Here is a 13,626-nt window from a genome sequence, read left to right as displayed (position 1 = left end):
AGCACCACCCATGCGGAAGATACTCATAGTCGGCGCCGGCCAGTCCGGTCTGCAGCTCGCCCTCGGACTCCAGTCGTCGGGGTACGAGGTCACCCTCATGTCGAACCGGACGGCGGACGAGATCCGGGCCGGCCGGGTCATGTCCACCCAGTGCATGTTCGACACCGCGCTCCAGCACGAGCGGGACCTCGGCCTCAACTTCTGGGAGTCCCAGGCGCCGCGCATCGAGGGCCTCGGCGTCTCGGTCGCCGCCCCCGACTCGTCCCGCGCGATCGACTGGGTCGGCCGGCTCGACGGGTACGCGCAGTCGGTCGACCAGCGGGTCAAGATGGCCGGCTGGATGGAGACCTTCGCCCAGCGCGGCGGCCAGCTGGTGATACACGGCGCGGCCGTCAGCGACCTGGACTACTTCTCGCGCAGCTACGACCTGGTGCTCGTCGCGGCGGGCAAGGGTGAGCTGGTCTCGATGTTCGGCCGGGACGCGTCCCGTTCGCCGTACAGCGAGCCGCAGCGCGCGCTGGCCGTCGCGTACGTCCACGGCCTCGGCCCGCGCCCGGAGCACCCGGAGTTCGACGCCGTGCGGTGCAACGTGGTCCCGGGCGTCGGCGAGCTGTTCGTCATGCCGACGCTGACGACGGGCGGCCGCGCGGACATCCTCTTCTGGGAGGGCGTACCCGGCGGCCCGCTCGACGCCTTCAAGGGCGTCAAGGACCCGGCGGAGCACCTGTCGCTGACCCTGGAGCTGATGGAGAAGTTCACGCCCTGGGAGTACGCGCGGGCCACCAAGGTCGAACTGACCGACGCGGGCGGCACCCTCGCCGGCCGGTACGCGCCCACGGTCCGCAACCCGGTCGGCCGGCTGCCCGGCGGCGGCCTGGTCCTCGGCGTCGCGGACGTGGTCGTGGCCAACGACCCGGTCACCGGCCAGGGTTCGAACTCGGCGTCGAAGTGCGCGGCCGCGTACCTGGCCGCGATCTTCGAACAGGGCGACAAGCCCTTCGACGAGGAGTGGATGCGGTCGGCCTTCGACCGCTACTGGCAGACGGCCCAGTACGTCACCAAGTGGACGAACGCGATGCTGGCGCCCCCGCCGGAGCACGTCCTGAACCTCCTGGGCGCCGCGGGCGGGCTCCAGCCGGTCGCCGACCGCTTCGCGAACGGCTTCAACGACCCGTCGGACTTCGAGAACTTCTTCTTCGACCCGGAGAAGACGAACGCGTACCTGGCGGAGGTCGCGGGCGGCTGACCCGCGCACGGGTCCTTCGACGGCCGGCACCCGGACTCACGCCCGGGGGAGCCGGCCGTCGGCTTTCCGGGGCCGGCCGTCCCGGGATGGCCGGCCCCGGGACGGCCGGTCCCGGGATCGATCGCCCGGCGCCGGTCGAAAAACGGATCGAGTGTGCGCCGCCCCGTGCCCGATCATGTGTCCATGTCACAGACGCACACCCTTGCCCGCGTGGACGCCGACCTCGTCGCCGGGCGGGTCCCCATGGCGCGGCAGCGGCTGCGCGGCCTGGTCTCGTCGTTCCCGTACGACCTGACGCTGCGGCGCCGGCTCGCCGAGGTCTACCGGCTGTACGGGGACGCGGCCCAGGCGGGGCGCTGGATGTACCTCGAAGAGGACCGGGACGCGGAGGAGACCGCCGCCTTCGAGAAGCGCTACGGGACTCCCGGGTGGCGGATGAAGGCCCTCGCCTGGCACGGGCCCGAGGCGCTGGCGGCGACCGCCTACGCCGCCGAGCAGCTCGCCGCGGTGCGGACCGCATGCGCCGAGCGGCTCGGGCACCCCGTCGACTGGGACGACCCGGACTCCTACGCGGCGGACCGGGGCGAGGAGGCCGACACCCCGGAACCCGGGGGTTGGACCCTCTCCGGAGTGGTCGCGGCCGCCGGCGCCCTCGGAGGCACCGTCGTCATGGTGGGCGTCTGGGTGTACGGGCTCGTCTCGCTCTTCTCATAGCGCCCGGCGGCCTCCGCCCGGCGGACCGCCCACGGCGTCAGCACTCCCGCCGAGACCCAGGGAGATGCCGACGTCGGTCACGGCCCGCGGACAGGCCCGGAACTCCTGCGGCCGCTCCCCTCCGTGGTGCCTCACGAGCGGCGCACGCGCGGCCGGCCCGGCGGCCTTCGCACCGGTGGCGGTCGAGACGGTGAGCACGAAGGGCCAGAAACCGTCCGCGTACACGAAGGCACCGCTCGCCCGGAGTTGACGCTCAGTCGCGGTCGTACCCCTCGTCCCCGCCGTCCCGCGCCCCCGCCGGAAGCGCCGGTGGGGTGTACGCGGCCAGGGCCTCCCCGTCCGGATCCGGGCGCACCGCCCCGATCAGCGGGTTCGCCGCGATCGGCGAGACCTTCACCTTCCCGCCGGGCCGCGGCGCCTGCACCACCAGGCCCTCGCCGAGATAGACCGCCACATGGGTGGCGCCGGGGAAGTACACCACCAGGTCACCGGGCCGGAGCTCCGCGAGCGGCACCCGGGGCAGCGTCGCCCACTGCTCCTGGCTGGTCCGCGGCACCTCCAGGCCCGCCGCCGCCCACGCCTGCTGGGTGAGCCCCGAGCAGTCGTACGTCTCCGGGCCCTCCGCCCCCCACTCGTACGGCTTGCCGATCTGGCCCACCGCGAACCGCAGCGCCTCCGCGCCCGCCGCGGACGGGGTGCGCCGGCCGTCCAGGACACCCGAGTCGAGCAGCTCGCGCTGCGCGCCCGCCGTCTGGACCCGCTCCAGCTCGGTGAGCCGCGCCAACTGCTCGGGAGAGAGCGCGGCGAGCAGCTTCTCGACCTCCGCGAGCCGGGCCCGCACCTCGTCGCGCCGTGTGCGCTGCGTGGCGGCGAGGGTCTGCTGCCGGTCGAGCGCCTTGCGGGAGGCGCTCGCCAGGCGGCCGGCCTGCCGTTCGGCCTTCTCGAGCCGCGGCACGGCCGATGCCCGGTCCCGGGAGGCCCGCGCCATCAGATGCCCCTGGTCGAGAACCGACTGGGGATCCGGCGCGAACAGCAGGCGCAGGTAGGAGGAGAACTCGGACCCGCCCCGGTACTGGTCCCGGGCGATCCGACCGGCCGCGGCCCGCCCCTGCGCCAGCGCGGTACGGGCGGCGGTGAGCCGGGCGGTGACCCGCCTGGTGTCGGCGGTCTGGAGCTTCAGGGCCTCGTCGGCGGCGTTGAAACGCTCGGTCGCCTCCTCCGCCTGCCGGTAGAGCGTCCGCATCCGCGTGAGCAGCGCGGTGACGGAGTCGCCGCCGGGGGGAGGGAGGGCGGAGGCGTCGTCGTCGGTGGCGGGAGGGGCGGGATCGCTCGGAGCGGTGGAGGTGACGGGGGAGTCGGGGGCGTCGGGGGTGACGGGCGCGTCGAGTGGCTCGGGGGTGACAGGTTCGGCAGGGTCCTGCGAGGTCGCCGCCTCGGCCGTGGGCGAGACGGGCACCTCGGGTGCCGTGGTTGCCTCCGGGTCGACCGGTTCCACCGGTTCCTCGGCGGGATCCGCCCAGGCGATCGGCGCCTCCACCGGGGGATCGGAAGGCGGCTCCGGGGCGGCGGCGCCCGCGGGGAGGACGCCGGTGAGGGCGGTCACGGCGGCCAGGGCCGCCGTGCAGACCGTACGCAGCAGTCCTCGCGGCACGTCATCACCTCCACGGGGATGATGACGTGTCACTTCATGTGATGACCGGACGAACGTGGGTGAGTCCGGCGTCCTCACTCGTTCGGCGCAGCACCGTCCCGGGGCGGGGTCGCGCCGGTGCCCGGCTTCGACCACGGCCACTTCAGCTCGCGACGCTCGCGGCCCTCGGGGGCGTACGCGTAGACCCAGCCGCGCTGGAGGCCCAGTCGTTTCGTGTAGCCCGCGGGTTCGCGGCGGTAGGTGTGGAGGGTCGGCGGGTTCCCGTCGTGGGCCGGGACCGGGATCTCGTACCACTTCGGCGGGTGGCCGGTCGGGCCGAGCAGGATCGGCAGGACCCGGCCGTCGAGGGGGCCGCCACGGAAGGAGGTGTTCTGGCTTCTCACCCCTCCAGTGTCCCTTCCGGCTTCGAATCCGGCTCAGAGCAGGTGGGCGGCCTCGCCGACCACCGGGATCACCCGGCGGGCCAGCCGGGCCACGGGGCCCTCGGGCGTCTCCTGGGCGAGGAGGCGTCCGACGACGCGCGCGGTCTCCTCGTCGCTGGCCGTGCTCGCGGCGAGGAGGGCGATGAGATGGTCCACGAGCCACTCCCGCAGCTCGCGGGCCGGAGGCCGCTTGTCCTCGTCGAGCCAGATGAGGGAGGCGGCTTCCACGGCGGCGATCCAGGTGCGGACCAACATGTTGAGGCGGGGGCCGGGGCGGTCCACGCCGAGGTGGACGAGGATCTGCTCGGCGGCGGCGCGGCGGACCTCGTCGACGATCGCGGTGGTACGGGAGGTCTCGGCGACGCTCCCGCCGCGGAGGAGGGCGCTGAAACCGGCGTCGTGCTCGTCGACGAAGGTCAGATAGCGGTCGAGCACCCGGCCGAGCCGCTCGGTGGGCGGCCCGACCGGGGGCTCGGTGAAGCAGTGGTTCAGGGCGTCGGCGGAGGAGCGGAGGGCAGCCTCGTAGAGCTGCTGCTTGCCGCCGGGGAAGTAGCGGTAGACGAGGGGCCGGGAGACGCCGGCCGCCTCGGCGACGTCGTCGAGGGAGACGTCCTCGGGGGTGCGGTGGGCGAAGAGCTCCTGGGCGGCTTCGAGGAGCTGGCCGCGGCGTGCCTCGACGCTGAGCCTGCGGTACGCGGGGGTGGCGGCGGCAGTCATGCTCCGCAGCGTAGCGGCACCCTCCGCCCCGCCCGAGGCCCCGCACGACCTGCGCCGCCGCCCTGCCTGGGTCTTCGTGCCGGGCGCGGCACCGCCCCGTCCGGGGCTCCATACGCCCTGCGCCGCGCCTCACTGCGGCCGCGCCGGGGCGGGGACGAACGGCCACACGGGGCGGTGGGTGGACGCCCAACCGCAGCCGCAGCGCGCAGCCCCCACCCCAACCGCAGCCCCAACCCCAGCCGCAACCGCGCTCGTCAGGCCAGCAGCCCGGACGACCGCCACAACCGGCGCCCCACCCCGCGCAACACCCCGATGTCGTCCAGGAAGTCCGTCAGGCGCCGCGCGCCGGACTGCATGACCTCGCGGCGGTGCCCGCTCGCCCGCACCTGCGCGACCGCCTCCCGCCGGTCCAGGCCGACCGCCTCGTACACCTGCGGGTTCACGAAGCACGTCGAGAACACCCGCGCGGCCTCTCCACAGCTCACCCGCGTGAACTCCTGCTCCCAGCGCGGCGCGGTCACCATCTGGCGGCGCAGTTCCTCGCGGGCGTAGCGCACATGCCGTGCCTCCTCGACCACATGGATGCGGGTCACCCCGCGCACCAGCGTCTGCACCCGCTCGTCCGGGAACGTCAGCCGCTGCATCCAGTCGAGGATCTCCTCGCCGAGCAGCGTCGAGGCGAACGAGCCCGGGGTCGTGGACACGGTCTTCAGCAGGCGTGCGAGGTTGTGGTAGAGCCTCGGCACCGGGTACGCCGGTGTCCCGCCCTGCCGGATCAGCCGCGCGAACATCATCGAGTGCCGGCACTCGTCCGCGATCTCGGTCAGCGCGTACCGGACGTGATGGCTGGTCAGCGACTTGTCGTAGATGTGCCGGACCAGCAGCTGCATCAGGATGATCTCGAACCAGACGCCGAGCGACGCGAGCGACGCCGCCTCGTGGCGCGAGAGCGCGATCCGCTGCTCCTCCGACATCGTGCGCCACAGCGGAGTGTCGTACAGGGAGAGCAGCTCGGGCGGCCAGAACCACTTGCCGTCCTCGAACGGCGCGTCCCAGTCGAGTGCGACGTCCGGGTCGTAGGAGTGCTTGCGGGAGGACTCCAGGAGTCGTTCGGCGACCTGCTCCCGGTCGCGCAGCGGCCCCAGGGCGTCCCTGAGGAGGCTGAAGTCCGGCTCCGTGGGCTTCGTGGTCGCCGGGGACCCGGTGAAGGGGGTCATGGGTGCGCACCTCGCTGTGCTCGTCGCGACGGCGTGACGTTACCGATGGTCGCCATTTATCAGACTGCCCGTCAGTAGCGCCGTCAATCCCTTGTGCGCGACTTGTTGACGATCCGTCTACCAGCGTGTGAGCCTGGCCTGGCCACAGGACTCGCACCACGGGAAAGGCCCGACCCCCAAGGAGGCGTCAGTGTCGACGCGCGACCTCTACACCACGGCCCCGTCCACCCCGAGCTGGCAGGTCCCCGCCGCCGGCGCCGCCCGCTTCTCCTGGGAATACGACATGGAGGCCGCCGGCCGCGAACGCCTCCTCGCCCTCTACCAGAAGGGCAAGGACAAGCAGTGGGACGGCGCCACCAGGATCGACTGGGAGCTGGAGGTCGACCCGTACGACCCCCTCGGCACCCCCGACGAGGTCCTCACCCTCCACGGCACCCGCCACTGGGCGAAGATGACCGAGAAGGACAAGGGCGACCTGCGCCGGCACTACTCCTCCTGGCAGTTCAGCCAGTTCCTCCACGGCGAGCAGGGCGCCATGGTCTGCGCCGCCCGGATCGTCGAGTCCGTCCCCGACCTGGACGCCAAGTTCTACTCGGCCACCCAGACCATGGACGAGGCCCGGCACGCCGAGATCTACGGCCGCTTCCTCCACGACAAGATCGGCATGCTCTACCCGATCAACGACAACCTGCAGAGCCTCCTCGGCGACACCCTGCGCGACTCCCGCTGGGACATGCCCTACCTCGGCATGCAGGTCCTCATCGAGGGCCTCGCCCTCGCCGCCTTCGGCATGATCCGCGACACCACCGACAAGCCGCTGCCCAAGCAGATCCTCGCGTACGTGATGCAGGACGAGGCCCGGCACGTCGCCTTCGGCCGGATGGCCCTGCGCGACTACTACGGGCAGCTGTCCGACGCCGAACTCCGCGAGCGCGAGGAGTTCGTCATCGAGGGCTGCTATCTGATGCGCGACCGGCTGCGCGGCGTCGAGGTCCTGGAGAACTTCGGCATCCCGCGGAAGGAGGCGGAGGAACTGACCGAGCAGAGCGAGTTCCTGCACCTCTTCCGCAAGCTGCTCTTCAGCCGGATCGTCCCCTGCGTGAAAGACATCGGCCTCTGGGGCGAACGCCTCCAGAAGGCCTACCTCGACATGGGGGTCTTCGACCTCGGCGACTCCAACCTCGACCTCCTCATGACCCAGGACGAGGAGATCGCGGAGCAGCTCGACGCGGAGCGCTTCGCCAAGGAGGAGCAGGACCGGGTGGCGGAGGTCGCGGAGGCGATCGCGGACGGGGCGGCGCAGGTCTGAGTCCCCGGAAGAACGGGCTGTCGTACGGGTGACGTAGCGTGCTCGTCATGACCATGCCGCCACCGCCGAACCAGCCACCCCACAACTCGTACGGCGGGCCGGTGCCGAGCGGGCCGCCCCACACCCCGTACGGCGGGCCGGTGCCGCCCCCGCAGCAGCCCGGCCCGTACGGCCCCCCGCAGGGCTTCCCTCCGCCGGGCCACCCCCAACAGGCCTACCCCCAGCACGGTGTTCCGCCGCAGTACCCGGCGGGCCCGGCGCCCGGCCCCGGCGGCTGGGGGCAGCCGCCCATGGGACCGCCGCCGAAGAAGAAGCTTTCGGCCGGCGCGATCGTCGCCATCGTCGTCGGCTCCCTGGTCGTGGTCGGCGGCATCGGCTACGGGGTCAAGGCCGGTCTCGACAGCGTCACGGGTCCCTTCCCCGCGGCGACGCACAAGCTGGTCGTCCCGCAGACCGTCCTCGACGGTGAGTTCACCCTCGTCTCCGACCTCTCCGACAGCCAGGGCAAGGAGATCGAGGACACCCCCGACTTCACCGTGAAGGACGCGACGGCGGCGGTCGGGCAGTACAGCGGCGAGGACGAGTCCGTCCTCGTCCTCTCCGGGCTGTACGGGCAGATCAAGAACCCCGGCACCACCCGGTCGTCCATCCTCAAGGGGGCCGCCACGGACAAGGGCTCCAAGCTCGTCGTCAAGCCCACGGACTTCACCCCCGCCGGGTACGGCGTGACGGTCAGCTGCCAGGTCACCACGTCGAGGGACGGACTGAGCACGACGACGCTGCCCATGTGCGCCTGGGGCGACGAGAACACCGCCGCCGCCATCGCTCTCGTCGGCGCCGGGGAGGCCACGGCCGACCCGAAGGACATCGACCTGGCCGACCTCGCCGAGAAGACGGCCAAGATCCGCGCGGAGATCCGCAAGCCGATCGCCGACGCGGGCAACTGACGCGGGTATCCGACGCGGGCGACCGGCTCGGGCGACCGGCTCGGGCGGCTGACGCGGGCATCCGGTTCGGGCGACCGGCTCGGGCGGCTGACGAGGACAGGGGGCGGAGAGCGCGAGGGCCCACGCCGCGGGGGACGGAGAGCGCGGGTGCCCAGGTCGCGGGGGGCGGAGAGCGCGAGTGCCACGGCCCCGGGGGCGGCCCCGTGGGGCTGCCTTCTGGCAGACCCCCTACCCCCGCGCCTCCTCCTCCAGCCGCAGCGCCTCCTCCATCACCGCCCGTGCGATCGGCGCCGCGCTGCCGCCCCCGCTGATGTCCGTGCGGGACGCCTCCGCGTCCTCGACGACCACCGCCACCGCGACCGCCGGCTGGGCCGCGTCCTCCGCCTGCGCCCAGGCGATGAACCAGGCGTACGGGGTACCGGTGTTGCCGAAGCCGTGCTGGGCCGTGCCGGTCTTGCCGCCGACCCGCGCCCCGGGGATCGCCGCGTTCGTCCCCGTCCCCTCCGTCACCGCCTTCACCATCAGCCGCTGGAGCTGCATCGCCGTCGCGGGGTTCACCGCCTGCCGGTAACTGCGGCGGCCCGTCCGGTCGATCGTCGTCCCGCCCGAGGTCGTCGTGCGGTCGACGAGGTACGGCTGGGCGATCTCCCCGTTGTTGGCGACCGCCGACGCCACCATCGCCATCTGGAGCGGCGTCGCCGTCGTGTCGAACTGCCCGATCGAGGACAGTGCGAGCTGGTCCGGGCTCATCTCCCGGTCGAAGTTGGACTTGGCCACCCAGGACGGCACCCGCAGCGCCGTGTCGTTGAAGCCGAACCTCCCCACCGCGTCGACCATCCCCTCCAGGCCCACCTCCACCCCCAGGCCGGCCATCACCGTGTTGCACGACCACTGGATCGCGTACGCGAGGGACGCGTCGCCGCAGCCCTTCGCCTCGTTCGGCAGCACCTGGCGGGTGCCGGGCAGGATGAACGGGTCCGGGGTGTCCGTCGGCGCGTCCACGTCCCGCACCACCCCCGCGTCGAGCGCCGCCGCGGCCGTCACGATCTTGAACGTCGATCCCGGCGGGTACGTCTGCCGCAGCGCCCGGTTCAGTATCGGCTGGTTCGGCGAGGTGGTGAGCCGCCTCCAGGTGTCCTTGACCGCCCGGCCCGTACCGGAGAGGACGCCGGGGTCGTACGAGGGTGAGCTGACCAGCGCCAGGATGCGGCCGCTGTGCGGCTCGACCGCCACGACCGCGCCCCGCTTGCCGTCGAGTCCCCGGAAGGCCGCCTCCTGCATCGAGGCGCGGATCGTCGTCACGACGTCGCCGCCGGGCTGCCGCCCCCGGGTCAGGTCGTTCCAGAGCGGCAGCGGGGCCAGCATCGGATCGGTGCCGGCCAGGATCGCGTCCTCGGCGTGCTCGACGAGGGTCGTGCCGTACGTCTGCGAGGAGTACCCGGTGAGCGGGGCGTACAACGGGCCCTGGCGGTAGGTCCGTTCCCAGCGCAACTGCTGCCCGCTGTCCCGGGAGCCGGTGACCGGCCTCCCGTCGACGACGATCTCGCCGCGCGGCTGCGCGTACCGGTTGATCGCGATGCGCCGGTTGGCCGGGTTGTCGTCGAGCGACTCGGCCTCGAAGACCATCACGCGCGCGGAGTTGACGAGGAGCGCGACGAGGAGGACGAGACAGAGCGCGGCGGCCCGCCGGGCGTAGCGGATCACGTGGTTCCTTCCGTGGAGTGCGGCCGGTTCACGTGGCCCCCTCCTTCACCGGAGCGAGCGTCCCCGTGTCGGCGTCGTCCGGCTGCGGGGCGCGCGCCGAGTCGCTGACCCGGATGAGGAGCGCCACGATCACCCAGTTCGTGACCACCGACGACCCTCCCTGTGCCAGGAACGGCATCGCCATCCCGGTCAGCGGGATCAGCCCCATCACCCCGCCCGCGATCACGAACACCTGGAGCGCCACGATCGAGGCGAGCCCGATCGCGAGGAGCCGTCCGAACGGGTCCCGCAGCGAGAGGCCGGCGCGGTAGCCGCGGGCGACGAGCAGCGCGTACAGCAGGAAGAGCGCCGTCAGGCCGACGAGCCCCAGCTCCTCGCCGGCCGTGGCCAGGATGAAGTCGGACTTGGTGGCGAAGCCGATGAGGACGGAATGGCCGAGACCGAGCCCCGAGCCGAGCATCCCGCCGGCCGCGAACGAGAAGAGCGACTGGGCGAGCTGCCCGGGCCCGTCCCCCGCCCGGATCGAGGCGAACGGGTCGAGCCAGTCCTGCACCCGGCTGTGCACATGCGGTTCGAGCGAGCCGACGAGGAAGGCCCCGGCGGCGGCGAGGACGAGCCCGACGGCGATCCAGCCGGTCCGGCCGGTCGCCACGTACAGCATGATCACGAAGAGGCCGAAGAAGAGCAGCGAGGTGCCGAGGTCCCGTTCGAGGACGAGCACACCGACGCTCAGCAGCCAGATCGCCACGATCGGCCCCAGCACCCGTCCGGTCGGGAACTGGAACTTCCAGATCCGGCGGCCGGTGTACGCGAGCGCGTTGTGGTTGGCGGCGAGGTACGCGGCGAAGAACACCGCGAGCAGGATCTTGGCGAACTCGCCCGGCTGGAAGGAGAGGCCGCCGAGCCGGATCCAGATCTTGGCGCCGTTCACCGCCGGGAAGAAGATCGGCAGGATCATCAGGGCGAGCGCGGCGGCCACCGACACGTACGCGTACCCCTGGAGCGCGCGATGGTCGCGGAGCACCAGCACGACCACGATGAAGAGCGCGACCCCGAGCGTCGACCAGATCAGCTGCGTCGTCGCCGCCTGGTCCTTCGGCGTCTCCAGGTCGAGCCGGTAGATCAGCACCAGGCCGAGGCCGTTGAGCAGGACCGCGATCGGCAGGAGCAGGGGATCGGCGTACGGGGCGCGGAACCGGACCGCGAGATGGGCGACGAGCGCGAGCAGACCGAGCCCGGCCCCGTAGCGCGCGGCATCCGGCGGTACGGCCCCGCTGCGGGCGAGGCCGACCTCGGCGTATCCGTAGACGCAGATGAGGACGGCGCAGACGAGGAGGGAGAGTTCCACGCCGCGGCGCTTCGGCATGCGTACCCCGGGCGGGGGAGCGTCCGTGCGCGGTGCGGTCATGGCCGCAACGTAGCAAGCGGTATGCCCTATGTCCCTTTTGTGTGACGGTGTGCCGTGTGGCGCGGTTCTGTTCCGCGTGTTTCCGACTGCACCGGGCGGCCCCGGCCCTTCCGGGAGGCGCGGCCCTTCGGGCGGCGCGGACGTGCCGGGCGGGCCGCCGGCGCCGTCAGTCCTCCGGCGGCGGGTCCGCGAGGCTCACGTACTCCGGCAGCCGCAGCCGGGCCTCGGCGCCCTCGCCGTCGGCGGCGCGGGCGAAGACGAGCTCGGCGCCGATCACCTCCGCCTGCCCCACGGCGATCGTCAGCCCGAGGCCGTGCCCCTTGCCCCCGCTCTCGGTACGGAACCGCTGCGGCCCCGACTCCAGGAGATACGCCGGATAGCCGGGCCCGTGGTCCCGTACGGACACCACGGGACCGTCCACCGTCAGGACCACCGACGGGGCCCCGTGCTTGTGCGCGTTGGCGATCAGATTGCCCAGCACCCGCTCCAACCGCCGCCGGTCCGTCTCCACCGTCGCGTCCCGCACGACCCGCACCTCGGTCTCGGTGCCCGAGGCGCGCACCACCCGCTCGACGAGCGGGCCGAGTTCGTGGACGGCCAGGTCGACGGTCTCGTTGCGGGCGTCGAGCCGTGAGATCTCCAGGAGGTCCTCGGTGAGCCCGCGCATCGCCCGCACCCTGTCCCGTACGAGCTCCGACGGCCGTCCCTCCGGCAGCAGCTCGGCCGCCGCCGAGAGCCCGGTGAGCGGGGTGCGCAGCTCGTGCGCCACGTCGGCGGTGAACCGCTGCTCGCTCTGCAGCTTGCGCTGGAGCGAGGAGGCCATCGTGTCGAGCGCCCCGGACACCGTGGCCACCTCGTCCTGGGGGCGCGAGGAGTCCTTCGTGCGGGGGTCGTCGACGCGCGCGTCGAGATCGCCGGCGCTGATCCGGCGGGCCACCTGCGCGGTGAGGTGCAGCCGCCGGGTGACCCGGGTGACGGCGAAGGCGCCCACGATCAGCGTCGCCCCGATCGCGAGGACGGACGAGCCGAGGATCGAGCGGTCGAGCGCGTCGATCGTCTCGGCGCTCTGGGTGTAGTCGAGGCGTACGGCGAGGGCGCGGCCGTCCGCCGGGCCCGCCGCCCACATCGTCGGCCGGCCCCGGTCGTCGGCGACCACCGTGCCGCGCTCGCCCCGCACGGCGAGCGCGTGGAGCGAGGGCGGGAGCCCGGGCGGGTCGACCCCGGCGAACCGGGGCAGCGGCTCGCCGGCCTCGTAGAGCCGGGTGACGTCGGTGAGCCGCGCGAGGGCCTTCTCCCGGGAGTCGTTCACGGTCTGACCGGTCACCGACACATGGACGAGGATGCCGAGCAGCGCGGCCAGGGCGCAGCACATCACCGCGATGAAGACGGCGGCCTTCCAGGTCAGGGTCGCGGTCCAGGCGGGCAGCCGGGGCGCCCTCACGGGCTCGGCTCGGCGGGAACGGCCACGTCCGGCGGGAGCGGGAGGGGGAGCGGCGTCGAGGCCGACCCCGGGGCGGGGGTCGGGCTGACCAGGCGGGGCGCGGGGACGGTCGGCGGCGCGGTGCGGCCGGGCTTCACCCGGACGATCTCGTCGCGGGTGGGCAGCATGCTGTGCTGCTGCTCGTCCCAGGACCAGGCGGTGCGGTACTCGTACCCGGGGATGCCCGCCGAACTGACCCGCATGATCAGGTCCCGGCCGGCCAGCTCCACGCTGATGACCTGGTCGACGGTGGCCATGATGCGGGTGAGCCCGCCGTTCTCCGCGAGGTAGACGCGCACGCCGACCTGCTGGTCCGGCATCCGGATCCCGACGATCAGCTCGTCCCGGCCGTTGCCCGTGAGGTCGCGGTAGTACGGCCGCATGACCGGGCAGGCGGCCGGCGCGGTGGCGCAGGCCCTGATCGCGCGGGCGGTCTCCTCGTAGAGCCCGTCGCCACCGCTGTACGTGTCGGGGTGGGCGCGTACCTCGGCGCCGACCACCGCGACGGCGTCGACGGCGTGGACGTCGTTGTCGGCGACCTTGATGCCGGGGACGCGCTCGGTGTCGGACTCGCCGTAGTCGACCGGCGGGTCCGTGGCGGGCGGCAGGTCGGGCCAGAGCCGTACGGGCCCCGCGGCGGTGGGTGTGGCCCCGGCGCTCTGGAGCCCGCCCTCGTTGCGTCCGCAGCCGGTGGCGCCGCCCAGTACGAGGGCGCACAGGACGCCGACGGCGGCGAGCTGCACTCCGCGCGGTCTCACACTGCTCCTCGTACGGGTCGATCGGTGGGGCGGCCGGGGCGGCCGGGGCGGCG

12 protein-coding genes are annotated in these 13,626 nt (G+C 73.2%); 4 read left to right on the top strand and 8 right to left on the bottom strand.

Annotated elements, in window-relative coordinates:
- Window positions 1–10 precede the first annotated feature (10 nt).
- Together ACIP84_RS24725 and ACIP84_RS24720 are read left to right on the top strand one after the other, a co-directional pair.
- The gene (locus tag ACIP84_RS24725) at window positions 11–1,246 is read left to right on the top strand and encodes a styrene monooxygenase/indole monooxygenase family protein (protein WP_401800336.1); all 1,236 of its coding nucleotides are present in this window, start codon (window positions 11–13) and stop codon (window positions 1,244–1,246) included.
- Between the two features lie 183 nt (window positions 1,247–1,429).
- Complete coding sequence (locus tag ACIP84_RS24720) at window positions 1,430–1,960, top strand: DUF6584 family protein (protein ID WP_401800333.1); 531 nt, start codon at window positions 1,430–1,432, stop codon at window positions 1,958–1,960.
- A gap of 253 nt (window positions 1,961–2,213) precedes the next feature.
- Here the strand turns inward: ACIP84_RS24720 and ACIP84_RS24715 are convergent, their stop codons facing one another.
- The 4 genes from ACIP84_RS24715 to ACIP84_RS24700 all read right to left on the bottom strand — a co-directional run bounded on the left by ACIP84_RS24715 (window position 2,214) and on the right by ACIP84_RS24700 (window position 5,967).
- Window positions 2,214–3,611 carry an NlpC/P60 family protein gene (locus tag ACIP84_RS24715; protein ID WP_401800331.1) on the bottom strand — a complete coding sequence of 466 codons (1,398 nt, stop codon included), beginning with the start codon at window positions 3,609–3,611 and terminating at the stop codon, window positions 2,214–2,216.
- Window positions 3,612–3,685: 74 nt separating this feature from the next.
- Window positions 3,686–3,994 (bottom strand): hypothetical protein, encoded by a 309-nt coding sequence (locus tag ACIP84_RS24710; protein ID WP_209496802.1) that lies wholly within the window; start codon window positions 3,992–3,994, stop codon window positions 3,686–3,688.
- A 33-nt stretch (window positions 3,995–4,027) separates the two neighbouring features.
- Window positions 4,028–4,750 (bottom strand): TetR/AcrR family transcriptional regulator, encoded by a 723-nt coding sequence (locus ACIP84_RS24705; RefSeq protein WP_355957522.1) that lies wholly within the window; start codon window positions 4,748–4,750, stop codon window positions 4,028–4,030.
- Window positions 4,751–5,004: 254 nt separating this feature from the next.
- A complete protein-coding gene (locus ACIP84_RS24700; protein WP_401800329.1) occupies window positions 5,005–5,967 on the bottom strand; it encodes a diiron oxygenase in 963 nt (320 codons plus the stop codon).
- A 190-nt stretch (window positions 5,968–6,157) separates the two neighbouring features.
- Here ACIP84_RS24700 and ACIP84_RS24695 point away from each other — a divergent pair, with 190 nt between their 5' ends.
- Window positions 6,158–7,276: a ferritin-like domain-containing protein gene (locus ACIP84_RS24695; RefSeq protein WP_355957528.1), complete on the top strand. Its 1,119-nt coding sequence runs from the start codon at window positions 6,158–6,160 to the stop codon at window positions 7,274–7,276.
- A 47-nt stretch (window positions 7,277–7,323) separates the two neighbouring features.
- On the top strand, window positions 7,324–8,223 hold the full coding sequence (locus ACIP84_RS24690; protein ID WP_401800326.1) for a hypothetical protein: 900 nt from the start codon (window positions 7,324–7,326) through the stop codon (window positions 8,221–8,223).
- A 228-nt stretch (window positions 8,224–8,451) separates the two neighbouring features.
- Here the strand turns inward: ACIP84_RS24690 and ACIP84_RS24685 are convergent, their stop codons facing one another.
- The 4 genes from ACIP84_RS24685 to ACIP84_RS24670 form a co-directional block, all read right to left on the bottom strand.
- Window positions 8,452–9,927, bottom strand: a complete 1,476-nt coding sequence (locus tag ACIP84_RS24685) for a penicillin-binding transpeptidase domain-containing protein (protein WP_401800324.1) — start codon at window positions 9,925–9,927, stop codon at window positions 8,452–8,454.
- Window positions 9,928–9,955: 28 nt separating this feature from the next.
- Entirely contained in the window at window positions 9,956–11,335 is a 1,380-nt protein-coding gene (locus tag ACIP84_RS24680) for an FtsW/RodA/SpoVE family cell cycle protein (RefSeq protein WP_355957537.1), read from the bottom strand.
- Window positions 11,336–11,501: 166 nt separating this feature from the next.
- Entirely contained in the window at window positions 11,502–12,776 is a 1,275-nt protein-coding gene (locus tag ACIP84_RS24675) for an ATP-binding protein (protein ID WP_401800322.1), read from the bottom strand.
- A complete protein-coding gene (locus tag ACIP84_RS24670; protein ID WP_401800319.1) occupies window positions 12,773–13,573 on the bottom strand; it encodes a hypothetical protein in 801 nt (266 codons plus the stop codon). The genes ACIP84_RS24675 and ACIP84_RS24670 overlap by 4 nt, the downstream gene beginning before the upstream one ends.
- Window positions 13,574–13,626: the final 53 nt, after the last annotated feature.

Source organism: Streptomyces sp. NPDC088707 (genome assembly GCF_044752725.1).
In the GTDB taxonomy this organism is placed as follows: Bacteria; Actinomycetota; Actinomycetes; order Streptomycetales; family Streptomycetaceae; genus Streptomyces.
Note: the sequence above shows the minus strand (reverse complement) of the source record. Positions and strands in the feature narration are given on the sequence as shown.

Coding starts and splice junctions, on each gene's coding strand:
- ACIP84_RS24680 (WP_355957537.1), bottom strand. CDS start 11,335: ATGACCGCACCGCGCACGGACGCTCCCCCGCCCGGGGTACGCATGCCG.
- ACIP84_RS24700 (WP_401800329.1), bottom strand. CDS start 5,967: ATGACCCCCTTCACCGGGTCCCCGGCGACCACGAAGCCCACGGAGCCG.
- ACIP84_RS24720 (WP_401800333.1), top strand. CDS start 1,430: ATGTCACAGACGCACACCCTTGCCCGCGTGGACGCCGACCTCGTCGCC.
- ACIP84_RS24705 (WP_355957522.1), bottom strand. CDS start 4,750: ATGACTGCCGCCGCCACCCCCGCGTACCGCAGGCTCAGCGTCGAGGCA.
- ACIP84_RS24690 (WP_401800326.1), top strand. CDS start 7,324: ATGACCATGCCGCCACCGCCGAACCAGCCACCCCACAACTCGTACGGC.
- ACIP84_RS24725 (WP_401800336.1), top strand. CDS start 11: ATGCGGAAGATACTCATAGTCGGCGCCGGCCAGTCCGGTCTGCAGCTC.